Origin of the sequence: Actinospineispora spinosispora DSM 44797 (assembly GCF_000429025.1) — a bacterium.
Classification (GTDB): domain Bacteria; phylum Actinomycetota; class Actinomycetes; order Mycobacteriales; family Pseudonocardiaceae; genus Pseudonocardia; species Pseudonocardia spinosispora.
The window spans coordinates 52,504-77,404 of sequence record NZ_KE386834.1; the positions used below are offsets into that span (position 1 = coordinate 52,504).

At 71.0% G+C, this 24,901-nt stretch carries 25 protein-coding genes; 6 read left to right on the forward strand and 19 right to left on the reverse strand.

What is annotated here, in order from left to right; translation table 11 throughout:
- Positions 1-8: 8 nt before the first annotated feature.
- Complete coding sequence (locus tag G406_RS0129630; RefSeq protein WP_084216547.1) at positions 9-1,190, forward strand: CaiB/BaiF CoA transferase family protein; 1,182 nt, start codon at positions 9-11, stop codon at positions 1,188-1,190.
- A 53-nt stretch (positions 1,191-1,243) separates the two neighbouring features.
- On the opposite strand, the gene glpK is transcribed toward G406_RS0129630, so the two are convergent.
- Entirely contained in the window at positions 1,244-2,749 is a 1,506-nt protein-coding gene (glpK, locus tag G406_RS0129635; RefSeq protein WP_028936593.1) for a glycerol kinase GlpK, read from the reverse strand.
- 224 nt (positions 2,750-2,973) lie between these two features.
- Here glpK and G406_RS0129640 point away from each other — a divergent pair, with 224 nt between their 5' ends.
- Both G406_RS0129640 and G406_RS0129645 read left to right on the forward strand, forming a co-directional pair.
- Positions 2,974-4,677, forward strand: a complete 1,704-nt coding sequence (locus tag G406_RS0129640) for a glycerol-3-phosphate dehydrogenase/oxidase (RefSeq protein WP_028936594.1) — start codon at positions 2,974-2,976, stop codon at positions 4,675-4,677.
- 178 nt (positions 4,678-4,855) lie between these two features.
- Positions 4,856-6,037, forward strand: coding sequence for an alpha/beta hydrolase (locus tag G406_RS0129645; protein WP_051342873.1), 1,182 nt, complete (start codon positions 4,856-4,858; stop codon positions 6,035-6,037).
- 5 nt (positions 6,038-6,042) lie between these two features.
- Here G406_RS0129645 and G406_RS57390 read toward each other — a convergent pair whose 3' ends face one another.
- The 10 genes from G406_RS57390 to G406_RS50730 all read right to left on the reverse strand — a co-directional run bounded on the left by G406_RS57390 (position 6,043) and on the right by G406_RS50730 (position 15,698).
- Positions 6,043-6,858, reverse strand: coding sequence for an ESX secretion-associated protein EspG (locus G406_RS57390; RefSeq protein ID WP_169736814.1), 816 nt, complete (start codon positions 6,856-6,858; stop codon positions 6,043-6,045).
- Entirely contained in the window at positions 6,855-8,087 is a 1,233-nt protein-coding gene (locus G406_RS57395; protein WP_169736815.1) for a PPE domain-containing protein, read from the reverse strand. Before G406_RS57395 ends, G406_RS57390 begins: the two co-directional genes overlap by 4 nt.
- A gap of 16 nt (positions 8,088-8,103) precedes the next feature.
- Positions 8,104-8,439, reverse strand: a complete 336-nt coding sequence (locus tag G406_RS0129660) for a PE domain-containing protein (protein WP_028936597.1) — start codon at positions 8,437-8,439, stop codon at positions 8,104-8,106.
- Between the two features lie 158 nt (positions 8,440-8,597).
- Positions 8,598-10,406 carry an acetyl/propionyl/methylcrotonyl-CoA carboxylase subunit alpha gene (locus G406_RS0129665; RefSeq protein WP_211241321.1) on the reverse strand — a complete coding sequence of 603 codons (1,809 nt, stop codon included), beginning with the start codon at positions 10,404-10,406 and terminating at the stop codon, positions 8,598-8,600.
- Positions 10,407-10,455: 49 nt separating this feature from the next.
- Entirely contained in the window at positions 10,456-10,896 is a 441-nt protein-coding gene (locus G406_RS0129670) for an SCO6045 C-terminal-like domain-containing protein (protein WP_084216473.1), read from the reverse strand.
- Positions 10,893-11,768: an MbnB/TglH/ChrH family RiPP precursor modification enzyme gene (locus G406_RS50725; RefSeq protein WP_051342874.1), complete on the reverse strand. Its 876-nt coding sequence runs from the start codon at positions 11,766-11,768 to the stop codon at positions 10,893-10,895. The genes G406_RS0129670 and G406_RS50725 overlap by 4 nt, the downstream gene beginning before the upstream one ends.
- Entirely contained in the window at positions 11,765-12,613 is an 849-nt protein-coding gene (locus G406_RS0129680) for a TIGR04222 domain-containing membrane protein (protein WP_156935224.1), read from the reverse strand. Before G406_RS0129680 ends, G406_RS50725 begins: the two co-directional genes overlap by 4 nt.
- Positions 12,610-13,587, reverse strand: coding sequence for a TIGR04222 domain-containing membrane protein (locus G406_RS0129685; protein WP_028936601.1), 978 nt, complete (start codon positions 13,585-13,587; stop codon positions 12,610-12,612). Before G406_RS0129685 ends, G406_RS0129680 begins: the two co-directional genes overlap by 4 nt.
- A gap of 56 nt (positions 13,588-13,643) precedes the next feature.
- Entirely contained in the window at positions 13,644-14,636 is a 993-nt protein-coding gene (locus tag G406_RS0129690) for a TIGR04222 domain-containing membrane protein (RefSeq protein ID WP_169736816.1), read from the reverse strand.
- A gap of 120 nt (positions 14,637-14,756) precedes the next feature.
- Positions 14,757-15,698 (reverse strand): TIGR04222 domain-containing membrane protein, encoded by a 942-nt coding sequence (locus G406_RS50730; RefSeq protein ID WP_051342876.1) that lies wholly within the window; start codon positions 15,696-15,698, stop codon positions 14,757-14,759.
- 170 nt (positions 15,699-15,868) lie between these two features.
- Between G406_RS50730 and G406_RS0129700 the strand changes: the two genes are divergently transcribed.
- Positions 15,869-16,822, forward strand: a complete 954-nt coding sequence (locus G406_RS0129700; protein WP_028936603.1) for a hypothetical protein — start codon at positions 15,869-15,871, stop codon at positions 16,820-16,822.
- A gap of 53 nt (positions 16,823-16,875) precedes the next feature.
- On the opposite strand, the gene G406_RS0129705 is transcribed toward G406_RS0129700, so the two are convergent.
- The 8 genes from G406_RS0129705 to G406_RS0129740 all read right to left on the reverse strand — a co-directional run bounded on the left by G406_RS0129705 (position 16,876) and on the right by G406_RS0129740 (position 23,489).
- The gene (locus G406_RS0129705) at positions 16,876-17,319 is read right to left on the reverse strand and encodes a SufE family protein (protein WP_028936604.1); all 444 of its coding nucleotides are present in this window, start codon (positions 17,317-17,319) and stop codon (positions 16,876-16,878) included.
- Positions 17,316-18,209, reverse strand: coding sequence for a sulfurtransferase (locus G406_RS0129710; protein ID WP_028936605.1), 894 nt, complete (start codon positions 18,207-18,209; stop codon positions 17,316-17,318). Before G406_RS0129710 ends, G406_RS0129705 begins: the two co-directional genes overlap by 4 nt.
- 189 nt (positions 18,210-18,398) lie before the next feature.
- A complete protein-coding gene (locus tag G406_RS0129715; RefSeq protein WP_028936606.1) occupies positions 18,399-19,019 on the reverse strand; it encodes a Maf family protein in 621 nt (206 codons plus the stop codon).
- A 27-nt stretch (positions 19,020-19,046) separates the two neighbouring features.
- Entirely contained in the window at positions 19,047-19,700 is a 654-nt protein-coding gene (locus G406_RS0129720; protein ID WP_028936607.1) for a response regulator, read from the reverse strand.
- Positions 19,697-20,818 carry a sensor histidine kinase gene (locus G406_RS50735; protein ID WP_156935226.1) on the reverse strand — a complete coding sequence of 374 codons (1,122 nt, stop codon included), beginning with the start codon at positions 20,816-20,818 and terminating at the stop codon, positions 19,697-19,699. The genes G406_RS0129720 and G406_RS50735 overlap by 4 nt, the downstream gene beginning before the upstream one ends.
- Before the next feature lie 4 nt (positions 20,819-20,822).
- Positions 20,823-21,350 (reverse strand): hypothetical protein, encoded by a 528-nt coding sequence (locus tag G406_RS0129730; RefSeq protein ID WP_028936608.1) that lies wholly within the window; start codon positions 21,348-21,350, stop codon positions 20,823-20,825.
- A 256-nt stretch (positions 21,351-21,606) separates the two neighbouring features.
- The gene (locus tag G406_RS0129735) at positions 21,607-21,858 is read right to left on the reverse strand and encodes an acyl-CoA carboxylase subunit epsilon (RefSeq protein ID WP_245607262.1); all 252 of its coding nucleotides are present in this window, start codon (positions 21,856-21,858) and stop codon (positions 21,607-21,609) included.
- On the reverse strand, positions 21,855-23,489 hold the full coding sequence (locus tag G406_RS0129740; RefSeq protein ID WP_028936610.1) for an acyl-CoA carboxylase subunit beta: 1,635 nt from the start codon (positions 23,487-23,489) through the stop codon (positions 21,855-21,857). Before G406_RS0129740 ends, G406_RS0129735 begins: the two co-directional genes overlap by 4 nt.
- Before the next feature lie 70 nt (positions 23,490-23,559).
- Between G406_RS0129740 and G406_RS0129745 the strand changes: the two genes are divergently transcribed.
- Both G406_RS0129745 and G406_RS0129750 read left to right on the forward strand, forming a co-directional pair.
- Positions 23,560-24,375, forward strand: coding sequence for a biotin--[acetyl-CoA-carboxylase] ligase (locus G406_RS0129745; RefSeq protein ID WP_028936611.1), 816 nt, complete (start codon positions 23,560-23,562; stop codon positions 24,373-24,375).
- 4 nt (positions 24,376-24,379) lie between these two features.
- Positions 24,380-24,865: a PH domain-containing protein gene (locus tag G406_RS0129750; RefSeq protein WP_028936612.1), complete on the forward strand. Its 486-nt coding sequence runs from the start codon at positions 24,380-24,382 to the stop codon at positions 24,863-24,865.
- Positions 24,866-24,901 lie beyond the last annotated feature (36 nt).

Below are 24,901 nucleotides of genomic sequence, written 5' to 3' on the forward strand. Positions count from 1 at the left end.
GCATGACGATGCAACGACCGTTGGACGGCATCACCGTCGTCGCGTGCGAGCAGGCTGTCGCCGCGCCGTTGGCGACCCGGCACCTCGCGGACCTGGGCGCTCGGGTGATCAAGGTGGAGCGACCGGGAAGTGGCGACTTCGCCCGTGACTACGACACCACCGTCCTCGGCATGTCGAGCCACTTCGTGTGGCTCAACCGGTCCAAGGAGAGCCTCACGCTCGACCTGAAGCAGCCGGACGGTGCCGAGGTGATGCGGCGGCTGCTGGACCGGGCGGACGTGTTCGTGCAGAACCTGGCGCCCGGTGCCGCCGACCGCCTCGGGCTCGGCGCCGAGGAGCTGACCGGGCGGCACCCGAGGCTGGTGCACTGCTCGATCTCCGGGTACGGAGAGGACGGCCCCTACCGCGACGCGAAGGCCTACGACCTGCTCATCCAGGCCGAGGTCGGGCTGCTGTCGATCACCGGGACCCCCGAGCAGCCGGCGAAGTCGGGCATCCCGGCGGCCGACATCGCCGCCGGCATGTACGCGTACTCGGGCATCCTGAGCGCGCTGCTGCACCGTGAGCGCACCGGTGCCGGTGGCGCGTTCGCGGTATCGCTGTTCGACGCGCTCACCGAATGGATGGGCTTCCCGATGTACTACGCGCGCTACGGCGGCACCGCGCCGGTGCCGGCGGGTGCGAGCCACGCGGCGATCGCGCCGTACGGGCCGTTCGCCACGAGCGGGACCGACGTGATGCTGGCGATCCAGAACGACCGCGAGTGGGTGCTGTTCTGCGCCGAGGTGCTGCGCAGGCCCGAGCTGACCCGCGACGAGCGGTTCGCGACGAACCCCGCCCGGGTGGAGCACCGTGACGAGCTGCGCGCGGCCATCGAGGACGTCTTCCGCGCGCTGCCGGCCGAGGAGCTGGCGAGCAGGCTGACCGGCGCCCGCATCGCGCACTCCCGGCGCAACGGCCTGCCCGAGCTGATCGAGCACCCACAGCTGGCCGAACGGGGCCGATGGACCGAGGTCGGGTCCCCGGTGGGCCCGCTCGCGGCACTCGCTCCGCCGGTCATCCCGCGAGGTGGCCCGGAGCCGAGGATGGACCCGATCCCGGAGATCGGTGAGCACACCGACGCCCTGCTCGCCGAACTCGGCTACGGCGCGCCCCGGATCGCCGACCTGCACGACGCCCACGTGATCTGAAGACCCGTGAGTGTTTTGGGCTGCCCTGGCAGCCCAAAACACTCACGGGCCGTTTAGTCCTCCACCCAGTCGAAGGTGCGGGTGACGGCCTTCTGCCACTGGCCGTAGAGGCGGGCGCGCTCGTCCTCGGCCATCGTGGGCTCCCACTGCTTGTCCTTCGCCCAGTTCGTGCGGATGTCGTCGGTGTTCTCCCAGAACCCGACCGCCAGACCGGCGGCGTAGGCGGCGCCGAGCGCGGTCGTCTCGGCGACCACCGGACGGATCACCGGCACACCGAGGATGTCCGCCTGGAACTGCATCAGCAGCTCGTTGACGATCATGCCGCCGTCCACCTTCAGCTCGGTCAACGGCACACCCGAGTCCGCGTTCATCGCCTCGAGCACCTCGCGGCTCTGGAACGCCGTCGCCTCCAGCACCGCGCGGGCCAGGTGGCCCTTGTTGACGAACCGGGTCAGCCCGACGATCGCGCCCCGCGCGTCGGACCGCCAGTGCGGCGCGAACAGCCCGGAGAACGCCGGCACGAAGTACGCGCCGCCGTTGTCCTCCACCGACGCGGCGAGCTGCTCGATCTCCGGCGCGGAACCGATGATGCCCAGGTTGTCCCGCAGCCACTGCACGAGCGAGCCGCTGACCGCGATCGACCCCTCCAGCGCATACACGGCAGGCTCGTCGCCGATCTTGTAGCAGACCGTGGTGAGCAGGCCGTTCTCACTGCGTTTGATCTCGGTACCGGTGTTGAGCAGCATGAAGTTGCCGGTGCCGTACGTGTTCTTCGCCATGCCTGGGTCCAGGCAGGCCTGGCCGAACGTCGCGGCCTGCTGGTCACCGAGGATGCCGGCGATCGGCACGCCGGGCAGGATCCCCTTCGCCCGCACCGTGCCGTACACCTCGGACGACGACCGGATCTCCGGCAGCATCGACGCGGGCACGCCGACCGCCTCGCACAGCTCCGGATCCCAGTCCAGCGTCTCCAGGTCCATCATCAGCGTGCGGGAGGCGTTCGTGACGTCGGTGATGTGCAGCCCGCCGTCCGGGCCGCCGGTCGCGTTCCACAGCACCCAGGTGTCCATGGTGCCGAACGCCAGCTCGCCCTTCTCCGCGCGCTCGCGGGCGCCGTCGACGTTGTCCAGGATCCACCGGACCTTCGGTCCGGCGAAGTAGGTGGCCAGCGGCAGACCGGTCCGCTGGGTGAACTTCTCGCCGCCGCCGTCGCGGGCGAGCTCGGCGCAGATCCGGTCGGTGCGGGTGTCCTGCCAGACGATCGCGTTGTAGATCGGCTGCCCGGTCGCCCGGTCCCACACGACGGCGGTCTCGCGCTGGTTGGTGATCCCGACCGCCACGACGTCGGACTCGGACAGGTCGGCCTTCGCCAGTGCGCCCGCGACGACCTCGCGGGTGTTCGTCCAGATCTCCAGCGCGTCGTGCTCGACCCAGCCGGCCTTCGGGAAGATCTGCTGGTGTTCCCGGCTGTCGGACGCGACCGGTAGGCCGTTGTGGTCGAACAGGATGCAACGGCTCGACGTGGTGCCCTGGTCTACCGCGGCGACGTATCGGCTCATGTGATTCCCCTCATTGGGTACCTGGCGGTGGCATGGCTGGACTCCGGGGCCTGATTCCAGCAGGGTCTGGGCTTCGCCGCATCCCTTTGCCCGTATGCGTTTGCGCGACTGACCCGATCGGCGGCGTCCGACCGGGGGTCGGGGCAGGCCCCGAGTGGACGCCGACGCGTACCGTTGGGGCGACCGAACTGACGACCACACCGACGCGCAGGGAGTAGCCCTCGATGTCCGACCTCGGCAGGCTCGGCCCGGAGCAACGCGAACAGAGCTGGCAGGCCCTCGCCGGTCAGCAGTTCGACCTGGTGGTGATCGGCGGCGGCGTCGTCGGCGCCGGCACCGCGCTGGACGCGGCGACCAGAGGACTGCGGGTCGCGCTGGTGGAGGCGCGCGATCTCGCCTCCGGTACCTCGTCACGCTCGTCGAAGCTGTTCCACGGCGGCCTGCGCTACCTGGAACAGATGGAGTTCGGGCTGGTCCACGAGGCGCTGCGGGAGCGTGAGCTGATGCTCACCAGGCTGGCGCCGCACCTGGTCAAGCCGGTGAGCTTCCTGTATCCGCTGCACGGCAGGTTCTGGGAGCGGCCCTACGTGACCGCCGGCCTGACCTTGTACGACCTGATGGCCGGCGGCCGCGCGGTGCCCCGCCAGAAGCACCTGACCCGGTCCGGGGCACTGCGTATGGCCCCCGCGCTGCGGTCCGACTCGCTGATCGGCGCGGTCCGCTACTACGACGCCCAGGCCGACGACGCGCGCCACACGATGACCGTGGCCCGCACCGCGGCGCACTACGGAGCGGTCGTCCGCAACTCCACCCAGGTCGTCGGCTTCCTGCGCGAGGCCGACCGGGTGTCCGGGGTGCGCGTCAAGGACAGCGAGAACGGCGCCGAAGCCGACATCCACGCCGGGGTGGTGGTCAACTGCACCGGCGTCTGGACCGACGAGCTGCAACAGCTCGCCGGGGGCAGGGGCCGCTTCCGGGTCCGCGCGTCGAAGGGCGTGCACATTCTGGTCCCGAGGGACCGCATCGTCTCCGACACCGGCATCATCCTGCGCACCGAGAAGTCCGTCCTGTTCGTCATCCCGTGGGGCGGCCACTGGCTCATCGGCACCACCGACACCGACTGGCACCTCGACCTGGCCCACCCCGCTGCCACGAAGAACGACATCGACTACATCTTGGAGCACGTCAACCGGGTGCTGGTCACGCCGCTCGTCCACGAGGACATCGAGGGCGTCTATGCGGGCCTGCGCCCCCTGCTGGCCGGGGAGAGCGAGCAGACCTCCAAGCTGTCCAGGGAGCACGCCGTGGCGCGGGTCGCGCCCGGCCTGGTGGCGATCGCCGGTGGCAAGTACACGACGTACCGGGTCATGGCGGCCGACGCGGTCGACGCCGCCTCGGTGGACCTCCCGATCCGGGTCGCCCCGTCGATCACCGACAAGGTGCCGCTGCTGGGCGCCGACGGCTACCACGCGCTGGTCAACCAGGCCGAGCAGATCGCCGCCCGCTACCGGCTGCACCCGCACCGGGTCACCCACCTGCTCAACCGCTACGGCTCGTTGCTGCACGACGTCCTGGCCTTGGCCGACGACCGCAAGGAACTGCTGGCCCCGGTGCCGGGCTCGCCGGCGTACCTGCAGGTGGAGATGGTGTACGCGGCGAGCCACGAAGGCGCGCTGCACCTGGACGACGTCCTGGCGAGGCGCACCAGAATCTCGATCGAGTACGCCCACCGAGGCGTCGACTCGGCCCAGGCGGTCGCCGAGCTGATCGCCCCCGTGCTCGGCTGGGATGCGGACACGATCACCCGAGAGGTCGAGGTCTACACGGCCCGGGTCGCCTCGGAACGCGAATCCCAGGCCCAGCCCAACGACGAGGCAGCCGACGCGGTCCGCAAGGTCGCCCCGGAGGCGCGAGCCCTCCTGTCCTAGCCCGTTCCCATGATCACCACCGCCTCATGGCTGTTTTCGAGCCCGGAAACAGCCCTCAGGCGGTGGTGATCATGGCTGTTCGGGGGTTGTCCCTACCGTGGATTCGGGGGAGCGGGGGAGGGTGTCCGGGTGAGGCGCGCGACAGCCTGGACGCATGGGACTTTCGCGGGTGTGTGCTGTGGGCAGTGCGATCGTGTTGCTGGGGCTCGTCGCGGCGTGCGGGGCGCGGGAACCGGAAATACCGGCCGATCCGAGCGGACGAGGGCACGTGCTGTCGGTCGTTCAGCTGGAACGGCTCGACGTCGGCCAGGTCCGTGAGTACCTGGCGCTGCGGGGTGTTGATGCGTCCCGAGCACGGTTCGGCGTCGACGCCCGCCGGGTCGAGTACACCACGATCGATCCGCACGGACAGCCCACCAGGGCGAGCGCGCTCGTAGCGACACCCATGGACAGCGGGCGAGGAGAGCTGGTGTCGTGGCAGCACGGCACCAACCCGTCCAGGGCGGAGGCGGCGTCGGTCGACGCGGACAGCGGCGACCGGGCCGCGGCCGTGATGTTCGCCGCCGACGGCTACGTCGTGTCGGCACCGGATTATCTGGGGCTGGGGACCGGTCCGGGTGACCATCCGTACGTCGATCTCCCGTCGACGGTCACCGCCTCGGTCGATGCGCTGCGCGCGACCAGGGCGCTGGCGGACCGCGACGGCCGACGGCTGACCGGTGACGTGCTGCTCAGCGGCCACTCACAGGGTGGGCAGGCGGCGATGGCCGTGGCGAAGGAACTGCTGCGGGCAGGCGAGGAGACGCTGCACCCCGAGGCGGTGGCACCGATCAGCGGCCCGTACGACGTCAGCGGCACGCTGCACACCGCGGTCACCGGCGGAATCCGCAACGGTGCCGCGTACCTGGCGCTGCTGGCCGTCCAGTGGAACCGCCTGCACCATCTCTACGACACCCCGGACCAGGCGTTCCGGTCACCCTACGACCGCACGGTGACCGGGCTCGTGAGTGGCGACCACGGCAGCGAGCAGGCATTGCGCGCGCTGCCGGAGACACCTGAGCAGCTGTTCACCCCGGCGTTCCTCGCCCTGCTGCGCAACCCGGCCGGTCCGTTGGCCGACGCTCTGCGCGTGGCCGACGGAAGCTGCGACTGGCGGCCGCCGACGACACTGCCGGTGCGCATCTACGCGGCCTCGGGCGACCAGGACGTCCCGATCGCCAACGCCACCTACTGTCAGCGGCGGATTCGAGCGGCGGGCGGCGCCGCCGACGTGATCGACCTCGGGATGATCGACCACTCGGCCTCCGCGCCCCGCGCTCTGCCGATGGTGCTCGCCGGCTTCGACAGAGCCGCGAGCTGACCTGCTCAGACCCGGTTCGCCCGGTCCATGGTCTCGGTCAGCAGCTCGTCGACACGGAACCGCAGCCGGTGCGCGTCGGTCGGTGCCAGGGTCGTCCACTCCACGCTGCTGCCCGGCGCGGCCGCACGCTGGATCGTGTACCGGCCGTGCCGCGTGTCCAGTACGCCGACGACCTTGCCGAGCCGGTGCAGCATCCCCCAGCGGTCCGCCGCGAGGACGCTCAGCTGCCCTCGGCCGGTGATTCCCCCGAGGATGGCCTGGACCAGCTCGGCATCCCCCGGGTCGACGCCCCGGTCCCGCAGCGCCTCGGCCAACGGCAGGCCGGCGTCGGCGGAGGAGCTCGCGGCGTCCAGGTCGGCGCTGGGCAGCGTCACCGAGCGCCCGGCGCCGGGAGGCAGCGGGGGGAGCGCGCTGAGTGCGGCATCGATCGGCTGCGTCGCCGCGCTGAGCGCGACCGTCGCGTCCTGGCGCACCGCCAGTGCGGTCGCGGTCGACTGGCCGGCACCGACGGCCCGCAGGTCGTGCCCGGATCGCAGCCGTAGCTCGACCTGCTGAGCCGGTGCCGCGAGCAGATGCATGAGCCGGACGATCTCCGGGTCGGGACCGCTGTGGTCGGCGAGCCCACGTTCGCGCAGGCCGTGCCAGCCCGCGTTGATGATGTCCCTGCGCTGGCTGTGCGTGCGACCGGGCGAGTCGAGCTGCAGCACGACCGGTGTGGCACCGAGACCGAGCCATTCCCAGAGCACGTCGAACTCGACAGCGGTCAACACCCGCCGCTCCGGGGCCCGATAGCCGTGGTGGATCGGCGTCCCGGCGGTCACTTCCCGATCACCGGAGGAACCACCCAGCTGTCTCCGTCGAACAGCTCGAAGTCGTCGAGCAGGTACGCCGGTGTCTGGTGCCGCTGCTCCGAGCCGGACGATCCACTCATTCCCGAACCTCCCATCATCGGCGACACCATGCCGCCGTGCGCGCCGGTCATCGCCTGCTGTGGCCCGCCGTGCCCCGGCGCCCCGGCCTGCTCGGTGCCGGGAGGCGGAGGACCGTACGGGTAGCCGACGCTCGGCTGACCAGCGTCGAGATGGCCTTCGCCCCGCGCCGTCAACTGCCGAGGAGCCGGTCTCGAAGGGTGTGCCGGACCGCCCGGCACGACCGCCTCCGGGCTGGGCCGGGGACCACGTCCACGCTTCCGGCCCTGCCCGTCCGGCCCGGGAAGCGCGGCGGCGGGCGCGGGTCCGCCTCGTGGTGCTCGCCGGGTCGAACGCTCCGCGAGATACCCGTTGGTACCGGGAACCATCTCGCTGAACCCACCGGGCTGATAGCCCCTGGTGGAGCTCGGCCGAGCGCCCATACCGGCCCTGCCCGCGCCCTCGTTCACGGCCGAGGCCTGACGGACCGACGACGCCGCGCTGGTCCTTGCGCCACCGGCGCCCGCTGCACCCGCCGCGCCGCCGGCGGCCGGGCCGGGCGCCTTCACCCCGGCGCCGCGACCTCGCGTCGCGGGAGCGCGCGAGCCCGAGGCGCCCGCTTTGGCGCCCGCGGCCGAGCCGGCGGTGGGCGGCGCGGTCAGCGCGGTCCTCGGGGTGTTCGACCGGCAGTTGCCCGCATGTTGCTTGAACAGCTCGCGTGCCCGCTGCTCGGCCTCGCGCCTGGCGCCCTCGACGGCGGCGGCGTTGGGCGAGCCGTCGGGCGCCCGGCCACCGGGCGCGTTCGTGGTACTGGCCGCGATGGTCGCCGGGTCCGGAATGGAGTTCTTCACGTGCGTGACGCTCTGGGCGTGCGCCTCGGCGTTGGCCGCCACCGCCGTGGACTCCCGCGCCGCCGTCTGTGCCCACTGCACGTGCTGGCCGATCCCGGTCTGTGCCGCCTGCGCGCCCTGCCCCTGCCACCCCGTACCGATCTTGTCGAGTGAACCGCGTAGGCCCTGCGACACCTGGTAGAGACCGGCGGAGACCTTGGTGAAGCCCTCCCCGCTACTGGTCGCGACGGCGGGTGTGGACGACTGCGCCGTCGCGTACATCTGTTCGAGGGTCATGCCCGCTGGGCGCATCTCGGCCATGGTCAGGTCACGACCCCAGCTGGGCGGCCAGGTTGCGCGCGGTGTCCTGGTCGTTCGAGTCGTAGGCCCGCTGGATCGAGCCGAGTGTCGCCAGCACCTGGTTCAGCCGCTGCTCGAATGCCGTGAGCGAGTCGAGGTGTTGCGTCGCGGACTGGTTGAAGGCCGCCTGGAACTGGGTGCTCGCCTCGTCGGCCATGGCGGGGCTCGCCATCGGCAGGCTGTGCCCCGCCTCCTGAAGCACCGGTCGCAGCTGCGCGAGCGCATCCTGGAAGGCCTTCTGAAGCTGGGGGATCGTCGTGGGATCGATCCTGAAGCCGCCTGCGGCGGGGGCGTTGTCCGGCATACGGCCACGCTAGGAGCGAACCCGCGCCGGCCGGGGGCGAACGATCGAAAACCTTCGCGATCGCACAGCTTGTCGAGTCAACGACAGTGGGCCGGACAGACGACTGGCCGTTGCCGCTCCAACGCGAGCGGCAACGGCCAGTCGATCGGACCTGCCGGTCAGGCGTCCTTGATCTCGCAGATCACGGTGCCCTGGGAGATCGATCCGCCCGCCTCGGCGGACAGACCGGTGATGGTGCCGTCCTTGTGCGCGGTGACCGGGTTCTCCATCTTCATCGCCTCGAGGACGACGACCAGGTCGCCCGCCGAGACGGTGTCGCCGTCGGAGACCGCGACCTTGATGATGGTGCCCTGCATCGGCGCGGTGACCGCGTCACCCGACACGGCTCCGCCGCCCTTGCCACCTGCCCGCTTGCGCGGCGGCTTCTTGGCTCCGGCCGCCGCGCCCCCGCCGCCACCCAGGGCGAGATCGCCGGGCAGCGACACCTCGAGGCGGCGACCGCCGACCTCGACCACGACGGTCTGACGCTCCGAGCTCTCCTCGTCAGCGCCCTCACCACCGGTGAACGGCGGCACCGTGTTGTCCCACTCGGTCTCGATCCACCGGGTGTGCACGGTGAACCCGTCCTCGGTGTTCGCCGCGAACGCCGGGTCCTCGACGACCAGACGATGGAACTCCAGCACCGTGGCCATGCCCTCGACCTGGAACTCGGCCAGCGCGCGGCGCGAGCGCTCCAGCGCCTGCGGCCGGTCCGAGCCGGAGACGATCAGCTTGGCCAGCAGCGAGTCGAACTGGCCGCCGATGACCGAGCCGGACTCGACGCCGGCGTCCACCCGGACACCGGGCCCGGCCGGATACGCGATCGAGGAGACCGTGCCAGGGGCAGGCAGGAAGTTACGCCCGGCGTCCTCGCCGTTGATCCGGAACTCGATGGAATGCCCGCGCGGCTCCGGGTCGTCCTTCAGGTTCAGCTCCAGGCCCTCGGCGATGCGGAACTGCTCACGCACCAGGTCCAGCCCGGAGGTCTCCTCGGACACCGGGTGCTCGACCTGCAGCCGGGTGTTGACCTCGAGGAAGGTGATCAGGCCGTCCTGGCCGATCAGGAACTCGACGGTACCGGCGCCGTAGTAGCCGGCCTCCTTCACGATGGCCTTGGAGGCGTCGTAGAGGGTCTTGCGCTGCTCGTCGGTGATGAACGGCGCCGGGGCTTCCTCCACCAGCTTCTGGAAACGCCGCTGCAGCGAGCAGTCCCGCGTTCCGACCACGATGACGTTGCCGTGCTGGTCGGCCAGCACCTGGGTCTCGACGTGGCGGGGCTTGTCCAGGTAGCGCTCGACGAAGCACTCGCCACGGCCGAACGCCGCGGTGGCCTCGCGGACCGCGGACTCGTACAGCTCCGCGATCTCCTTCTCCTCGCGCGCGACCTTCATGCCGCGGCCGCCACCGCCGAACGCCGCCTTGATGGCGACCGGCAGTCCGTACTCCTTGGTGAACTCGATGACCTCGTCGGCGCCGGACACCGGGTCGGGGGTGCCGGGTACCAGAGGTGCACCCGCGCGCATCGCGATGTGCCGCGCGGTCACCTTGTCGCCGAGGTCGCGGATCGACTGGGGGGACGGTCCGATCCAGACCAGGTCCGCGTCGATCACCGCCTGGGCGAAGTCGGCGTTCTCGGACAGGAAGCCGTAACCGGGGTGGATGCCGTCGGCGTCCGCCTGCTTCGCGGCGCCGATGACCTTCTCGAAGTCCAGGTAGGACTCGGCCGCGGTGTTGCCGCCCAGCGCGTACGCCTCGTCGGCGAGCCGGACGAACAACGCGTCCCGATCAGGTTCGGCGTACACCGCGACACTGGTCAGGCCGGCATCACGGCAGGCTCGGATCACCCGAACCGCGATCTCGCCCCGGTTGGCGATGAGCACTTTCCGCAACTGACGGGTCGCCTCGGCGGCCACGGTGCCTCCATGCATAGATCTTCAGTGTCATTCCACGATCGGCCGAGTCTATGCGGGGACCGGACTATCGCCAGAGCAGGTGACCCCGACCGAGTGCGCCGAACGCGAGCCCGCCGGGGACCCGGCGGATCGTCGGCAGCATACGGCGTCGCGGATCCCGCCGGCCGTCATAACGCATAACCGTGTCGCGAAACGCCAGTTCTCGCGCCGCACGCGGCGAAAGTTGATCTCTGTCGGCCAGTTCGCGGGCCAGGTCCCAGCCGTCCCGCAGCGAGCCCCGGGGCGGCTTTCCGGCCGACCACCTGCAGAAACACGGGATCCAGGCGTCGCCGAGGGAGGCCGCGAGGATCGGCCACACCCGTGCCACCTCGCCGGCTCGCTTGCGACGCAACGCGTGCTGTGCCACCGCCACCCTGTCGGTGTCGAAACCGGTCGGCAGCGGCCCTCCGGCGACGAGCGCCGAGACGAGCGCGGCCTGCGCCTGCGCCAATGTGGACTTGCTCACCGTGTACTCCTGGTCACCCGCGATCGGGTGATCGGCTCATGTGAACGGGGGCTAGGTACACCCGCCGCGAGGGCGATCGCGTCCAGCTCCGCGTACAGCTGCTCGGCGGGCGGGTAGTCCCCGTCGCGCTCCAGCATCAGCGCGGGCGGTCGTCGGCGCGCGCAGAGCTCGGTGACGAGCGCGAGCACCTCCGGTGGCGTCGTCGCCGTATGCGTGTCGTGATAGAGCCCCTCGTGCTCGGCACCCCCGGCGACGTGCACGTACGCGACGCGTTCCAACGGCAGCCGGTCGAGCAGGTCCAGTGGGTCCTGTCCCCGGTTGCGGGCGTTCGCGTAGACGTTGGCGACGTCCAGCAGCAGCCATGCGCCGGTGCGGTCCAGCAGCTCGGTCAGCCAGTCCGCCTCGTCCAGCTCGTTGTCCGGCCAGTCGAACAACGCGGCGATCGGTTCGAGCGCGATCGGCACGTCCAGCTCGCCCTGGAGCGCGCGCACGTTGTGTTCCAGGACATCGAGGGCCTCGCGGGTGCGCGGCAGCGGAAGCAGGTGCCCGGCTTCGAGACCGCCGGCCCTGACGAACGCGATGTGCTCGCTCACCAGGGGTGCACCCAGCATGTCCGCCGCCGACGCGAAGTGCCGCACGCGGTGCGGGTCGAGCGGTTGCGTCCCGCCCAGCGACAGGCGCGTCCCGTGCGGGACGACGGTGACGCCGTCCTCGACCAACCGGCGCAGGGGCGCCGGCAGTGGACCGTCGCAGGGCAGTGACTCGGCGACGACCTCGCAGAAACGCAGGCCGGGAAGCTTCGCCAGCGGCCCGGCGATCTCCGACCGCCAGCCGATCCCGACGCCCAGCTCGGTCAGCGGGTTCGCGCTCATCGGGGTCCCCCTCGGTCGGTTCCCGCCCCGACGAGACCGGCGCCGGCTTCGACGACCTCGTCCGCGAGCCCGGGATTCGCGGCTCGGAGCGCGGCGAAGCCGAACACCGCCACGGCCAGCGCGGCACCGGTCGGGCCGTGGGCGTCCCAGTCCGGGCGGGTCGCGGGGTCGAGATATCCGTACTTGGTGCGCAGCATCGAGGCTGCCTGACGGCCTCGCGCCGTCCTGGTCGGAGCGTTGATCATCAGTACGGTGGCCACCACGCCGAGGGACAGGACACAGAGCAGCAGACCGGTGAACAGGCCGCCGTCGATCAGCTCGCCGACCAGCCGTGCCACACCGACGAGCAGGACCACGAGCACGACGTAGCTGAGGTACCGCATCCGCGCCCGTTGCCCGTCGCCGAGCAGCAGGCCGTGCCGGATCAGCTGACCGCGCAGCTGCTCCAGCTCCACCTGGATGTGCCGTGCCCGGGCGAGCTGCCCGAGTGACCGGGCTCCGGCCAACTCGGTGAGCACGGCCCGCTCCAGAGCCGGTGTCGGCTGCTCCGCCGCGCCGTCGATGCGGAGGAGGCTGTGCCGCTCGGCGCGCAGCCGTCGAGTGCCGTGCAACGAGACCACCGCGCTCAGCAGCGCCAGCTCACCCCCGCCGTTCAGGGAGGCGGCCAGGTAGGGGTCGGTCGGGCCGTGCAGGGTGAGGACACCGCACGGCTCGGGTGACGACCGGTGGCCGGCCGACCCGACGGCGAGAACGAGGGTGGCGGTCACCGCGAGGTACCAGCCGAGGAACGCCGGCCCGCTGACACCCCACATGGTGCCACCGCCGACGAGTACGTCGGTGATCATCCGCCGCACCCCCCTCCGCCTCCGCCCCCGCCGCAGCCGCCTCCTCCGCCCCCGCCGCAGCTGGAACCGCCGCCGCAGCTCGAGCCGCCGCCACAGCTGGACCCGCCGCCCCCGGACCACCACGAGCCGCCGGAGTACGAACCGCCGCCGAGCATCGAGGACGCCTGGTGCTCGACCAGCTCGTCGGCGAAGGCCGGGTCCGCCGCGTAGAGCGCGCCAGCCCCGAACACGCCCACCGCGAGGGCCGCCGCGGTCGCGCCGTTCGCGGTCCAGTCCGGCCGATGAACCGGGTCGAGGTGGTCGTGCTGTTCCCGTAGCCGAGCAAGTTCCCGGTCCCCGAGCACGGTGCGGCCCGGCGGCTCCTTCATCATGATCAACAGCGTCGGCACGATGAGCACCGCCACGCTGAGGGCGAGATAGCCCACCGGGTGGTCCGACGTCGCACCGGCGATCATCCGAACGACTCCGAGAGCGCAGAGAGCGACCATCGGCCAGCCCGCGCGCCGATATCCGGTGCGCTGCCGCCCGCTCATCAGCAGCCCTCGCTCGACGAGCTCGTCCCGCAGGCGCTCCATCACCGCGACGACTCCCGGGCGCCTGGCCAACGAGTTCCGCGACGTCGGAGTGGACAGCTCCAGGAGAACCTGCCGCTCCAGAGTGGGGCGCCCCCGCTCGGAGGTGGCGCCGGTCGGTTCCCAACGGTGGTCGCGGCTCTGCACGAGCCCGTCGGTCCGCAGGGCGGTGAGCGCGGCGGTGAGCGCGAGGTGGGCGTCGCCGTTGAGATACGCGGCCAGGTAGGGATCGCTGTCCAGCTGGGCTCGCGGACCACCGACGGGTACCTGCTCGCGGATCGCTCGCCTGAGCAACAGCACCGCGATGATCGCGGCCGCCGCCAGCACCCAGTACAGACTCAGGAACGTCGGGCTGCTGACGCCCCAGGTGTCGCCTGGGGCGGCGAGTGTCAACCGTGTCATCTGGTCGTCCTCCCACGTGTGAGCAACCTGTGGTCCACCGGTGAGCAGCTCGGTGATCATCCGCCGCACCCCCCGCCGCCCCCACCACCACAGCCGCCTCCTCCGCAGCTGGAACCGCCGCCGCAGCTGGAATGGCCGCCGTAGCCGCCGGTGTTGGCGGCGGTGGCCCATCCCGAGTTGTCGCCGGATCCGGAGTAGAAGCCGGTGCCGAACAGGGACGACGCCTTGTGCACGACCAGCTCGCCGGCCAGCGCAGGACTGGCCGCGTACAGGGCGCCCACGCCGAACACCCCGACGGCCAGCGCGGCGGCGGTCGCGCCGTTGGCGGTCCAGTCCGGCCGGTGGGCCGGGTCGAGGTGTTCGTGCTCCTCCCTCAGCCGAGCCAGCTCCTTGTCACCGAGCACGGTGCGCCGAGGCGGCTGCCTTCTGATGATCAGCAGCGTGAGGAGGACGACCACCACCACGCTGACGGCGAGGTAGGTCACCGGCCGGCCGGATGTGCCGCCGGCGATCAGCCGGAGCATCCCGAGGATGCACAGAGCGATCAGCAGCATCCCGGAGTAGCGGTAGTGATCGTACTGCCGGCCGTTCAGCAGCAGCCTGCGCCGAACGAGCTCGCCGCTCAGCCGCATCATCACCTCGGCGACACCGGCCCGTCCGGCCAGCGAGCGGCGGGTGGTCGAGGTGGTGGGAGCCAGGTCGGCCATCTCGGTGAGCAGCTGTCGCTCCAGGCCGGGACGATCTCCTCGCGCGACGGCGTCGGTCCGTATGCACACCTTGTGCCGGCACTCGACGAGACCGTCGGTGGACAGCGCGGCGAGCGCGGCCGTCAGCGCGAGGTGTGGACCGTCGTGGAGGTAGGCGACCAGGTATGGGTCGTCGTCCAGCCGCCTCGAGGAGCCGGCGGGACGCACCTGTTCGCGGATCGCGCGCCTGGTGACCAGCACCGCGGCGACCGTGACCGCGGTGAGGACCCAGTACAGGCCGAGGAACGTCGGGCCGCTGATGCCCCAGGTGTCGCCGGGTGCGGCAAGCGTGAGCTGTGTCATCTGTACGTCCTCCTTCATGGGAGCCGTACCTGAGAAGTGTGGGCGGGGCCACGGTGGGGAACCAGCGGTTTGATCAGGACTTGATCTGTTGCAGGGCGAATCTTGAGGTTGGCCCGGGGTTCACTCCCTGTCGCCGCTGCCGGACTCTCCGTTCCCGCCGTCGTGGAGGGTCGCGGCCCCGTAGGCGGTTGCGGTGCTCCCCCCACCCGGCGACCAGGTGCCGGCGCCGCGGAAGTCGCGGAAGAAGCCGGTCAACGGCCGTTCGGCCAGCTCCTCGGCGAACTCCGGATCGGCGGCGTGCAGCGCGTCCTCGCCGAACAGCGCGACGGCCATCGCCGCCGAGCCGGCACCGCTCGCGGTCCAGTCCGGCCGGTGGTGGGGCGCCAGGTGTTCGTGCTCGACGGTCAAGCGGGCCAGCTCCCGATCACCGTGCAGGGTTCGTTTCGGCCTTCTCCGCACGAGCAGCAACCCGATGGCGAGGGTCGCCAGCAGGCTCAGTCCCAGGTACAGGACCGGATGGCGGCTCATCATCCCGGCGACCAGGCGGACCACCCCGAGTACGAGCACCACCAGCAGGAGCGCAGTGCAGCTCTGGTGGTCGGCGTGCTGGGCATCGCTCATCAGCAGCTTGCGCTGGATCAGCTGGTTGCGGAGGTGTCTGAGGGCGATGACCACCGCGGATCGCCTGGCCACGGTGCTGCGGGGCCGTGGCATGGTCAGCGAGCCGAGCACCGCGGTCTCCAGGTCCGGGCGAACCCGGTCCGGTGGGGTCCCGATCACCTCGCATCGGGTGTCGCGGCACCGCACCAGGCCCTCGGCGCGCAGTGTCGCGAGCGCCGCGGTCAGCGCGAGGTCCGGTCCGCCGTGGAGGTAGGCGGCCAGGTACGGCTCGTCGTCCAGCCGGGTGCGGGAACCGTCCTCCGGGGGCCGCAGACGGATAGCCCGCGTGAGCGAGAGGATCACGACGACCGTGGCCGCGGTGACGATCCAGTACAGGCCGAGGAACGTCGGGCCGCTGATGCCCCAGGTGTCGCCGGGTGCGGCGAGCGTGAGCTGTGTCATCTGTACGTCCTCCCTCGTAGGAGCCGTACCTGAGAATTGTGGGTCGCCACACCGCTGATGACCAGCGGATTGAGCAGGACTTGAGCTGGGGCGGGACAAAACCCGAGGTTGCCCCAGCAGTGGCTGCCCCAGGCAACTACTGTCCCCGTGAAGAACGGGGGGAACCGCCTATGGCACGTACGGCCTGGATCGGCGTCGTACTCGGGCTGGTGATGACGCTGGTCGGCTGCGCGGGCGCACCGCCGCCGCCCGCCCCCGCTCCGCCCGTCGGCTATCAGGACCGGCTGAGCCGCACCGATCGGGACATCTCGGCGGCCTTCGACGGCATCGCCCGCGCGCCCGACCTACCGGCACTGACCCAGTCCGTGCTCGGTGCCGCCGGGGTGGTGAGCGCCGCGAGTGAGCAGCTCGCCACGGGCGGCCCCACCCCGATCCAGATGACCGGGCCGAACGGTGAGCTGGTGGCCGCGCTGCGCCAGTTCGGCTATGAGCTCGCCTACCTCAGCCAGCAGATCAACCTGCAGGTCATCTGCACCGGTTCGACCGCGGCTGCCGCCATCACCACGGCGCCGAGCATGGACGCGTTGCGCGCCGCATCCACCGGTATCGGCACCCCGACGGCGGACCGGCCGGCCTTCGAGTGGGGCGGCTGGATTCCCGCCGCGAGGGACGCCGTGAACGCCCGGATGCCCAACGGACGGGTGGTCGTGGACCGGCGCGCGGCCGGCAGCCCGGCCGACGGCGTGCTGGAAGTGACCGACGACGAGGACGTCGACGCGGTCCTCGCCCTGTCCCGGCAAGGGAAGATCGTGGTGTCGGTCGCGGTCGGCGCACGCAAGACCGTCCGTCTCGACGGCATCCCGGACGGTGTCTACGACCTGTACTACAGCACCGGCACCGACTGGGACGACGTCGTCGGCGCGTTCGGCCGGGGGTGTGAGTTCCACCGGTTCACCGACCCGACCACGTTCAGCTCACAGGCACTGCCCGACGGGACCTCGTACACCGTGCAGACGATCACGCTGCACACGTCGCGCGACGAACCCGGTGCCGCGCCGGAGGACGCCGCCGGTGCGGCCGCCGACGAAGCTCCGGAAGTCCCGCCCACACAGCTACCCCGCTGACACCCGTGAGTGTTGTGGGTTGCCATGGCAGCCCACAACACTCACGGGTTCTGTCAGGCTGAGCGTTCGCGGACCTGGTTCTTGATCCGGGTGAGCATCGCCGCCATGCCGCGCAGCCGCAGCGGGCTGACCGCTTCGCCGAGCTTCAGCGCCGTGTAGAAGTCGTTCGGTACGGCCAGGACGGTCTGTGCCTGCTGGCCGTCCAGTCCGGTGTGCATGATCGAGGCGAAACCGCGCGTCGTCGGTGCCTCCGGCGGCGCGTCGAAGAACAGGTGCACCACCTGGTCGTCGTCGACCTCCACCGCCAGGAACAGCGGCGTCTGGCACTCGTGCACCTGCTCCATGCCCGCTTCGCGCTCCGCATATCGAGCCGGAAGCGCTGGTAATTCTTCGGACAGCTCCAGCAGCAGCTGCAGCCGGTCCTTCGGGCCGACCTCGGAGAACTCCTCGACCAGCTCGGTCAGCTTCGGGGGCAGCTCGCCGACCGGCGAGGTCATCGTGCCGATCCGCGCTCGGTGCCGGTCGTGATCGGCACCCGCACCGAGTTGCCCCACTCGGTCCAGCTGCCGTCGTAGTTGCGCACGTTCTGGAAGCCCAGCAGGTGGGTCAGCACGAACCAGGTGTGGCTGGAGCGCTCGCCGATGCGGCAGTACGCGACCACGTCGTCCGACGGCGACAGGCCCTGCTCGGTCAGGTAGATCGCCTCGAGCTCGTCACGGGTCTTGAACGTGGCGTCCTCGGCCGCTGCCCTGGCCCACGGGACGCTCGCCGCGCCCGGGATGTGCCCGCCGCGCATCGCGCCTTCCTGCGGGTAGTCCGGCATGTGCAGCAGCTCGCCCGAGTACTCGCCCGGCGAACGGACGTCGACCAGTGGCTTGCCCAGGTGCGCCAGGACGTCCTCCTTGAACGCGCGGATGACGCTGTCGTCGCGCTCCACCACCGGGTAGTCGACCGAGGCCCGGTCCGGGACGTCCTTGGTCAGCTCACGGCCCTCGGCCACCCACTTGGCGCGCCCGCCGTCGAGCAGCCGCACGTCGCGGTGCCCGAACAGGCTGAACACCCACAGTGCGTAGGCGGCCCACCAGTTGTTCTTGTCGCCGTAGATGACGACCGTGTCGTCGCGGCCGATGCCCTTCTCGCCGAGCAGCTCGGCGAAGCGCGTGCCGTCGACGTAGTCGCGGGTGACCGGGTCGTTGAGCTCGGTGTGCCAGTCGACCTTCACCGCGCCGGGGATGTGGCCGGTGTCGTAGAGCAGCACGTCCTCGTCCGATTCGACGACCACGAGCCCGGCCTGCCCGAGCTGTTCGGCCAGCCATTCGGTGGTGACCAGGCGCTCCGGGTGGGCGTAGGAGGCGAGCTTCGGGTGCGTGTCGTTGGGTACTGGCATAGGACCCAGGCTAACGGGTCTGGACCAGCGGGTGCATAGCCCATCTCGCCGTGGCCCCTGTGCCCTCGTGCCGCATGAGCCGATTCAATCCCGCACCGCGCACCGCGCGGTCACACCGCGCTATGTGCACGTCGCGCGGTGTTGACTCGAGGTGCGCGGCGTCGCTCACATACCGCTTTACGCTGCACGTCAGTCGCGGGATTTCCACAGGTCGGTCACCACGACGCCGACCTTCGCCAGCAGTGTGCGGGTGAGCGGCAGGCTGATGCCGATGACGGTCGACGGGTCGCCGTCGATGCCGTCGACGAACCAGCCGCCGAGCCCGTCCAGGGTGAACGCACCGGCCACCGCGAGCGGCTCGCCCGAGTTCAGGTACGCGTCGAGCTCCGCTTCGGACGGGCTCCCGAACCGGACCGTCGTGCCGGCGTGCGCGGCCGCCTCGTCCACGATGTCACCAGCGGACAGCCGAAGGACGGCGTGTCCGGTGACCAGCTCCCCGGTCCGGCCGGCCATCCGGGCCCACCTCGCGCGGGCGACCTCCACCGTGCCGGGCTTGCCGACCAGCTCGCCACCGATCGAGAGCATGGAATCGCAGCCGATCAGCACCGCGTTCGTCGAACCGAGCCGCCGGGCGACAGCGTGTGCCTTCGCACGGGCCAGCGCGGTCACCGCGTGGGCAGGCGAGGCACCGGGCAGCGAGTCGAGTACCGCGTCCTCGTCCACATCCGAGACTTCGACCAGTGGGTCGAGCCCCGCGGCCCGGAGAACGGAAAGGCGAGCCGGCGAGGCCGACGCGAGGATCACCTGCATGACGCCGATCGTGCCATCAGGCTCGTGTCACTCGGGCACGAGGCCGTTGCGGTAGGCGTAGCGGACCGCGTCCGCGCGGCCTCGCAGACCCGCTTTCGTGAACAGGTGGTTGATGTGGGTCTTCACCGTCGTCTCGCTGATCACCAGCCGTCGGGCGATCTGCCGGTTGGTGAGCCCCTCGGCGATGAGCCCGAGCACCTCGATCTCACGAGGGGTCAGCTCGTCCGGAGGCTGGTCGGTGCGGGTCGGCGCACGTTCGGCGGACGCGACGAGACGGGCGAGGACCGCCGCGTCGATGGTGGACTGTCCAGCGGCCGCCGACCGGAGCGCGTGCCCGATCGCCTCGGCGTCGGAGTCCTTCGACAGCCAGCCGACGGCGCCCGCGCGCAGCGCGGCCAGGACCGACTCGTCCTCGGCGTAGGTGGTCAACACGACGACAGCGGTGTCCGGGTGCGCGGCCCGGACCCGCTCGGTCGCGCGCACGCCGTCACAGTGGGGCATCCTCAGGTCGGTGAGCAGCACGTCGGGCCGGTGCTCGGCGACCAGCTCGACCGCCCGATCACCGTCGGCGGCCGACCCGACCACGGTGATTCCGGGCAGCAGACCGAGCACCGTGACCAGGCCCTCACGCACGATCGCCTGGTCGTCGGCGAGCACGACCCGCAGCTCGGGGTCACTCATCGAGGGATCCGCAGCCGCACCTGCCACCCGTCCTCCGTCGGCCCGGCACCCCACTCGGCACCGATCAGCGCCGCGCGTTCGGCCATTCCGACCAGACCGTAGCCGTCGCTGTCACGCACGGCAGGCCGGGTGCCGGACCGGTCGCGGACGATCAGTGTCGTGCCCTCGGCGTCGTGGCGCAGGGTGACGACGACCGGGGCGTCCGGGGCGTGCTTGCGGGTGTTGGTCAGTGCTTCCCGTGCGACCCGCAGCACCGTCTCCCGCTCCGCCGCGTCGAGTGAGTCCGGCGCCGTGCCCTCGAGAACCAGCTCGGCACTCGGATGAGCCTCCACCAGGTCGCCCAGGCCGTCGGCGAGCGTGGCCGGATCCGTGCGCAGCGCCGACACCGCACGCCGTGCCTCGGCGATGCCTTCGGTCGCCAGCCGCTGAGCGCGTTCGATCTGGGCGACCGTGTCCGCCGGTGCACCATCCCGCAACACCATGAGCCGGGCGCCCTGCAGCTGCACCGCCAGCGCCGAGAGCGAGTGCGCGAGCGCGTCGTGAACATCGCGCGCGATCCGGGCCCGCTCGGCCAGCGCCGCGGCCCGGATGTGCTCCTCCTGGGCCCGCGTCGCGGCGGCCAGTGCCAGTTCGCGTTGCTCGGCCTGCAGCGCGGTGTCGCGCCGGCCGATACCCGCCACCAATGCCATGACCAGCATCAACGTCACCAGCACCACACCAACGAGCCCGGACTGAGGCTCCAGGAGGATCGCCAGCGCCGACGCCACGCCGAGGAACACCGCCACCGAGGCCGCTCGGGGCAGCCGCCCACCGCCGGATGCGACCGCGAGGAAGCAGAACGCGACCGGGACCGACCAGCCACCGACCGCCGCGACCATCGTCGTGCCACCGATCGCGGTCGCCAGCACACCGACCGGCTGGGACAGCCACAGCCGATCGCGTGGGCGCAGTACCAGGATCAGCCATCCCGCCGAGGCGACCGCCGCCGCACCGGCTGCCGCCCACGGATGGGCGACCGGGGCATCGCCGACGTAGGGCGACACGACGATGATCGGCAGCCAGACGACCGTGAGCAGGAAGCGGGACAAGCCGCCCGCGTGGCCCGGACCGATGATCACGGAGTCAGTGTGACCCACTCGGGGGAGTGCCGGCGACCTCGTGACGCCGGGTTCGGCCCTCGGCGGGGCGGACCGGCCTGCCGTCACCGCGCACCCGGTGCTGCACCACCATCGCCTGCACCACCAGGCTGATCCCGAAGGTCAGCGCCAGTGTCGCACCGGCCGCCGCGCCCACGCCGAGGGACGCGGCGAGCAACCCCACCCCGACCCGGACCGCGATGGACAGCGCCCACAGCAGCAGGGTCGGCACGCCGCCACGCTGGTAGAGGTAGCCGTCGCGCAGGCTCAGCCGGATCGAACAACCGCGAGCCACACCGAGCACCGCGGTCAGAACCAGATCGGCGACGATCACCAGAACGGCTAGTGGCGACAGTGCCGGATGGGCCTCGCCGAACTCGACCAGTCCGAGGGCGACGAGGACCAGCGGAAGCTTGTAGGCGCGGCCGGGGGCGGCCACGAACCGGCCCTTGAGGTTGCGGCTGATGATCCAGCCCAGCACCAGAGCGGTCCCCAGGACGGACATGAGATTCATACCGACGATGATCGGGTGTTCGGTTCCCGATCACATCGGACCCGAGGTGGGGCCGGGGTGGAGCCGGATGTCCACCCGAGGGTGGACATCCGGCTCGCTCACGAGCTGAACACCGCGTCGCGGATCACCCGTGTGTGCTCAGGCCGCCAACTCAGTGTGCCCACGTCCCCGACTCGCGCGATGCCGGCGCCCGACCCTTCCGCGAGTCGGGCGCCTGAGCACAGCGAGTCGGGCGTTTCAGCACATGCCTTGCACCTCAGCGAGGCAGGACCGACGCCTTCCAGGCGCCCGGGCCGGGGTACAGCGGCTGACGCAGCTGCGCCTGCCGGTCCACCCAGACGCTGTGCGACCGGTTGCTCTCCGGTTCCTCGGAGCCGGACGACGCGGCCGCCGCCAGCACCACGGTGAGCGCCGCCAGCTCGACGTCGTCGGGCTCGCCACGCACCACCCGGAACAGCGCGCGACGCTCCTCGGGGGTCTGCTCGTCGTCGCTCACGGTGTCGCTCACAGGGGGATGTTCCCGTGCTTGCGGGCCGGCGAGGCCTCCCGCTTGGTGGCCAACATCCGCAGCGACCGTCCGACGTAACCTCGGGTGTGCGAGGGCGGGATCACCCCGTCGATGTAGCCGCGGTCGGCCGCGATGTACGGGTTGCAGAGGGTGTCCTCGTAGTCCTGCTGCAGCTCGGCGCGCTTCGCGGCCAGCTCGTCACCCTCGAGGCCCTTGAGCTCCTTGCGGTACAGGATGTTGACCGCGCCCTGGGCGCCGGTGACGGCGATCTGGGCGGTCGGCCACGCCACGTTGACATCGGCACCGAGGTGTTTCGACCCCATGACGTCGTACGCGCCGCCGTAGGCCTTGCGGGTGATCACGGTGACCTTGGGGACGGTCGCCTCGGCGTAGGCGTAGATCAGCTTCGCGCCGCGCCGGATGATGCCGTTCCACTCCTGGTCGGTGCCGGGCAGGAAGCCGGGGACGTCCACGAAGGTCAGGATCGGGATGTTGAACGCGTCGCAGGTGCGGACGAAGCGCGCGGCCTTCTCCGAGGCGTCGATGTCGAGGCACCCGGCGAACTGGGTCGGCTGGTTGGCCACGATGCCCACGCTGCGGCCCTCGACCCGGCCGAAGCCGACCACGATGTTGGGTGCCCACAGCTCCTGGACCTCGAGGAACTCACCCTCGTCGACGACGCGGCTGATCACGCCGTGGATGTCGTACGGCTGGTTCGGCGAGTCCGGGACCAGGGTGTCAAGCTCCAGGTCGGACTCGGTGAGCCCGTCGGCGATGGACCCGGCGACCGGCTCGGCCGGCGCGAAGACCGGCGGCTCGGACAGGTTGTTCGACGGCAGGAAGCTGAGCAGCTCCTTGACGTAGGCCAGCGCGTCCTCCTCGTCGGAACCGAGGTAGTGCGCGACACCGGACTTCGAGTTGTGCGCCCGGCCTCCGCCGAGCTCCTCCATGTCGACGTCCTCGCCGGTGACGGTCTTGATGACGTCGGGGCCGGTGATGAACATGTGGCTGGTTTCGTCGACCATGACGGTGAAGTCGGTCAGCGCCGGGGAGTACACGGCGCCACCGGCCGACGGGCCCATGATCAGCGAGATCTGCGGGATCACGCCGGAGCTGCGCACGTTGCGGATGAAGATCTCGCCGTACAGACCGAGCGCGACGACACCCTCCTGGATGCGTGCGCCACCACCGTCGTTGATGCCGATGACCGGGCAGCCGATCTTGGTCGCCAGGTCCATGACCTTGACGATCTTCTCGCCGTACACCTCACCGAGCGAGCCGCCGAAGACCGTCGCGTCCTGGCTGAACACGCACACCGGGCGGCCGTCGATCGTGCCGCTTCCGGTCACCACACCGTCACCGAAGGGACGGTTGGCCTGCATCCCGAAGTTGGTCGAACGGTGCCGGGTCAGTGCGTCCAGCTCGACGAACGAACCGGGGTCGAGGAGCTGGTCGACCCGTTCGCGGGCGGTCTGACGGCCTTTGCTGTGTTGCCGCTCGATGGCTTTCTCCGAGCCGGCGTGCACAGCGGCGTCATCCCGCCGGTACAGGTCCGCCAGCTTGCCGGCGGTGGTGTGGATATCGGGCTCGTCGGCCGGCGGCTCACCGATGGGCGCGGTCGCGGTACTCATGACTGGGCAGCCTATCGATATATTTGCCCGCCCCGATCGGCGTAGTGACGGGGCTCATTAACCTGCATGGGTGGAATATCGAGCACTGGACGTCGAGGAGCTCCGTTCGGCCCTCGTCGAACCGTCGGGACCGGTCGCCGGGCTCGATGTCGTCGAGCGAACCGGGTCGACGAACGCCGATCTGAGCAAGGCCGCTCTGGCGGGCGCGCCGGACCGGACCGTGCTGGTCGCCGAGCTGCAGGAATCCGGCCGGGGGCGCCTGGACCGGCGCTGGACCTCGCCGTTCGGCGCGGGCGTCACGGTCAGCGTCCTGCTGCGCCCGACCGCGGTACCCCAGGCGCGGTGGGGCTGGCTGCCGCTGCTCACCGGCTTGTCCCTGCTGCACACCGTTCGGGAGCTGACCTCGGTCCAGGCCGCGCTGAAGTGGCCGAACGACCTGCTGGTCGGTCCGGACGGGGCGAAGTGCGCCGGGCTGCTCGCCGAGGTCGCGGCGCCGGGCGCGGTGGTGCTGGGCATCGGGCTGAACGTGCGCACCACACCGGAGCAGCTGCCCGAGGGAGCGAACGCCACGTCGCTGCTGATCGAGGGCGCCGACCTGCGCCGCGAGGACGTGCTCATCGCGTTCCTGCGCAGGTTGCTGGCCGACGAGGCCCGCTGGCGCGCGGCAGGTGGCGATCCGGACGCGGTCGGGCTGTGGGACGACTACCGCGCCGGGTGCGCGACCATCGGTTCCCGGGTACGCATCGAGCAGCCCGGCGGTGAGACGAACGAGGCCACGGCGATCGACGTCGACCGCGACGGCCGGCTGCTGGTGCGGGACTCCGTGAGCGGTGACACGCGCGCGGTCGCGGCTGGCGACGTTGTGCACCTGCGGGCGATAAGTTGAGGCCGTGGCCTATCCGGACGAACTGCTGGTCTCCGGTGAACACGTGCTCGCGCACCAGCATCCGCATCCCAAGATGCTCGTGGTGCCCGCGCTGATCTTCCTGGTCACCGTGGGCGCGATCGCCTATCTCGCCGCCCTGATCAGCGCGGCGAGCTGGCACAGCTACGGCTGGATCGCGTTGACGGTCCTGGGTCTGGTCTCGATCGGCTGGTTCACCGTCGCGCCCCTGCTGCGGTGGCGATGCACCCATTTCGTGGTGACCAACCGCCGGGTCCTGGTCCGCGAGGGCGTCCTCACCCGGACCGGTTTCGAGATTCCGATGAACCGCATCACCAGCGTGCACTTCCGGCAGACCGTGTTCGAGCGCATGCTCGGCTGCGGGACGCTGAGCGTCGAGTCGGCGTCGGACGAGCCGCTGGACTTCGACGACGTCCCCGGTGTCCAGCACGTCTACGGCCTGCTCTACCAGGCATCGGACGGAGATCGGTGAACTCGCAACGTTGATGCAAGGGTGTTGCGGGTCACG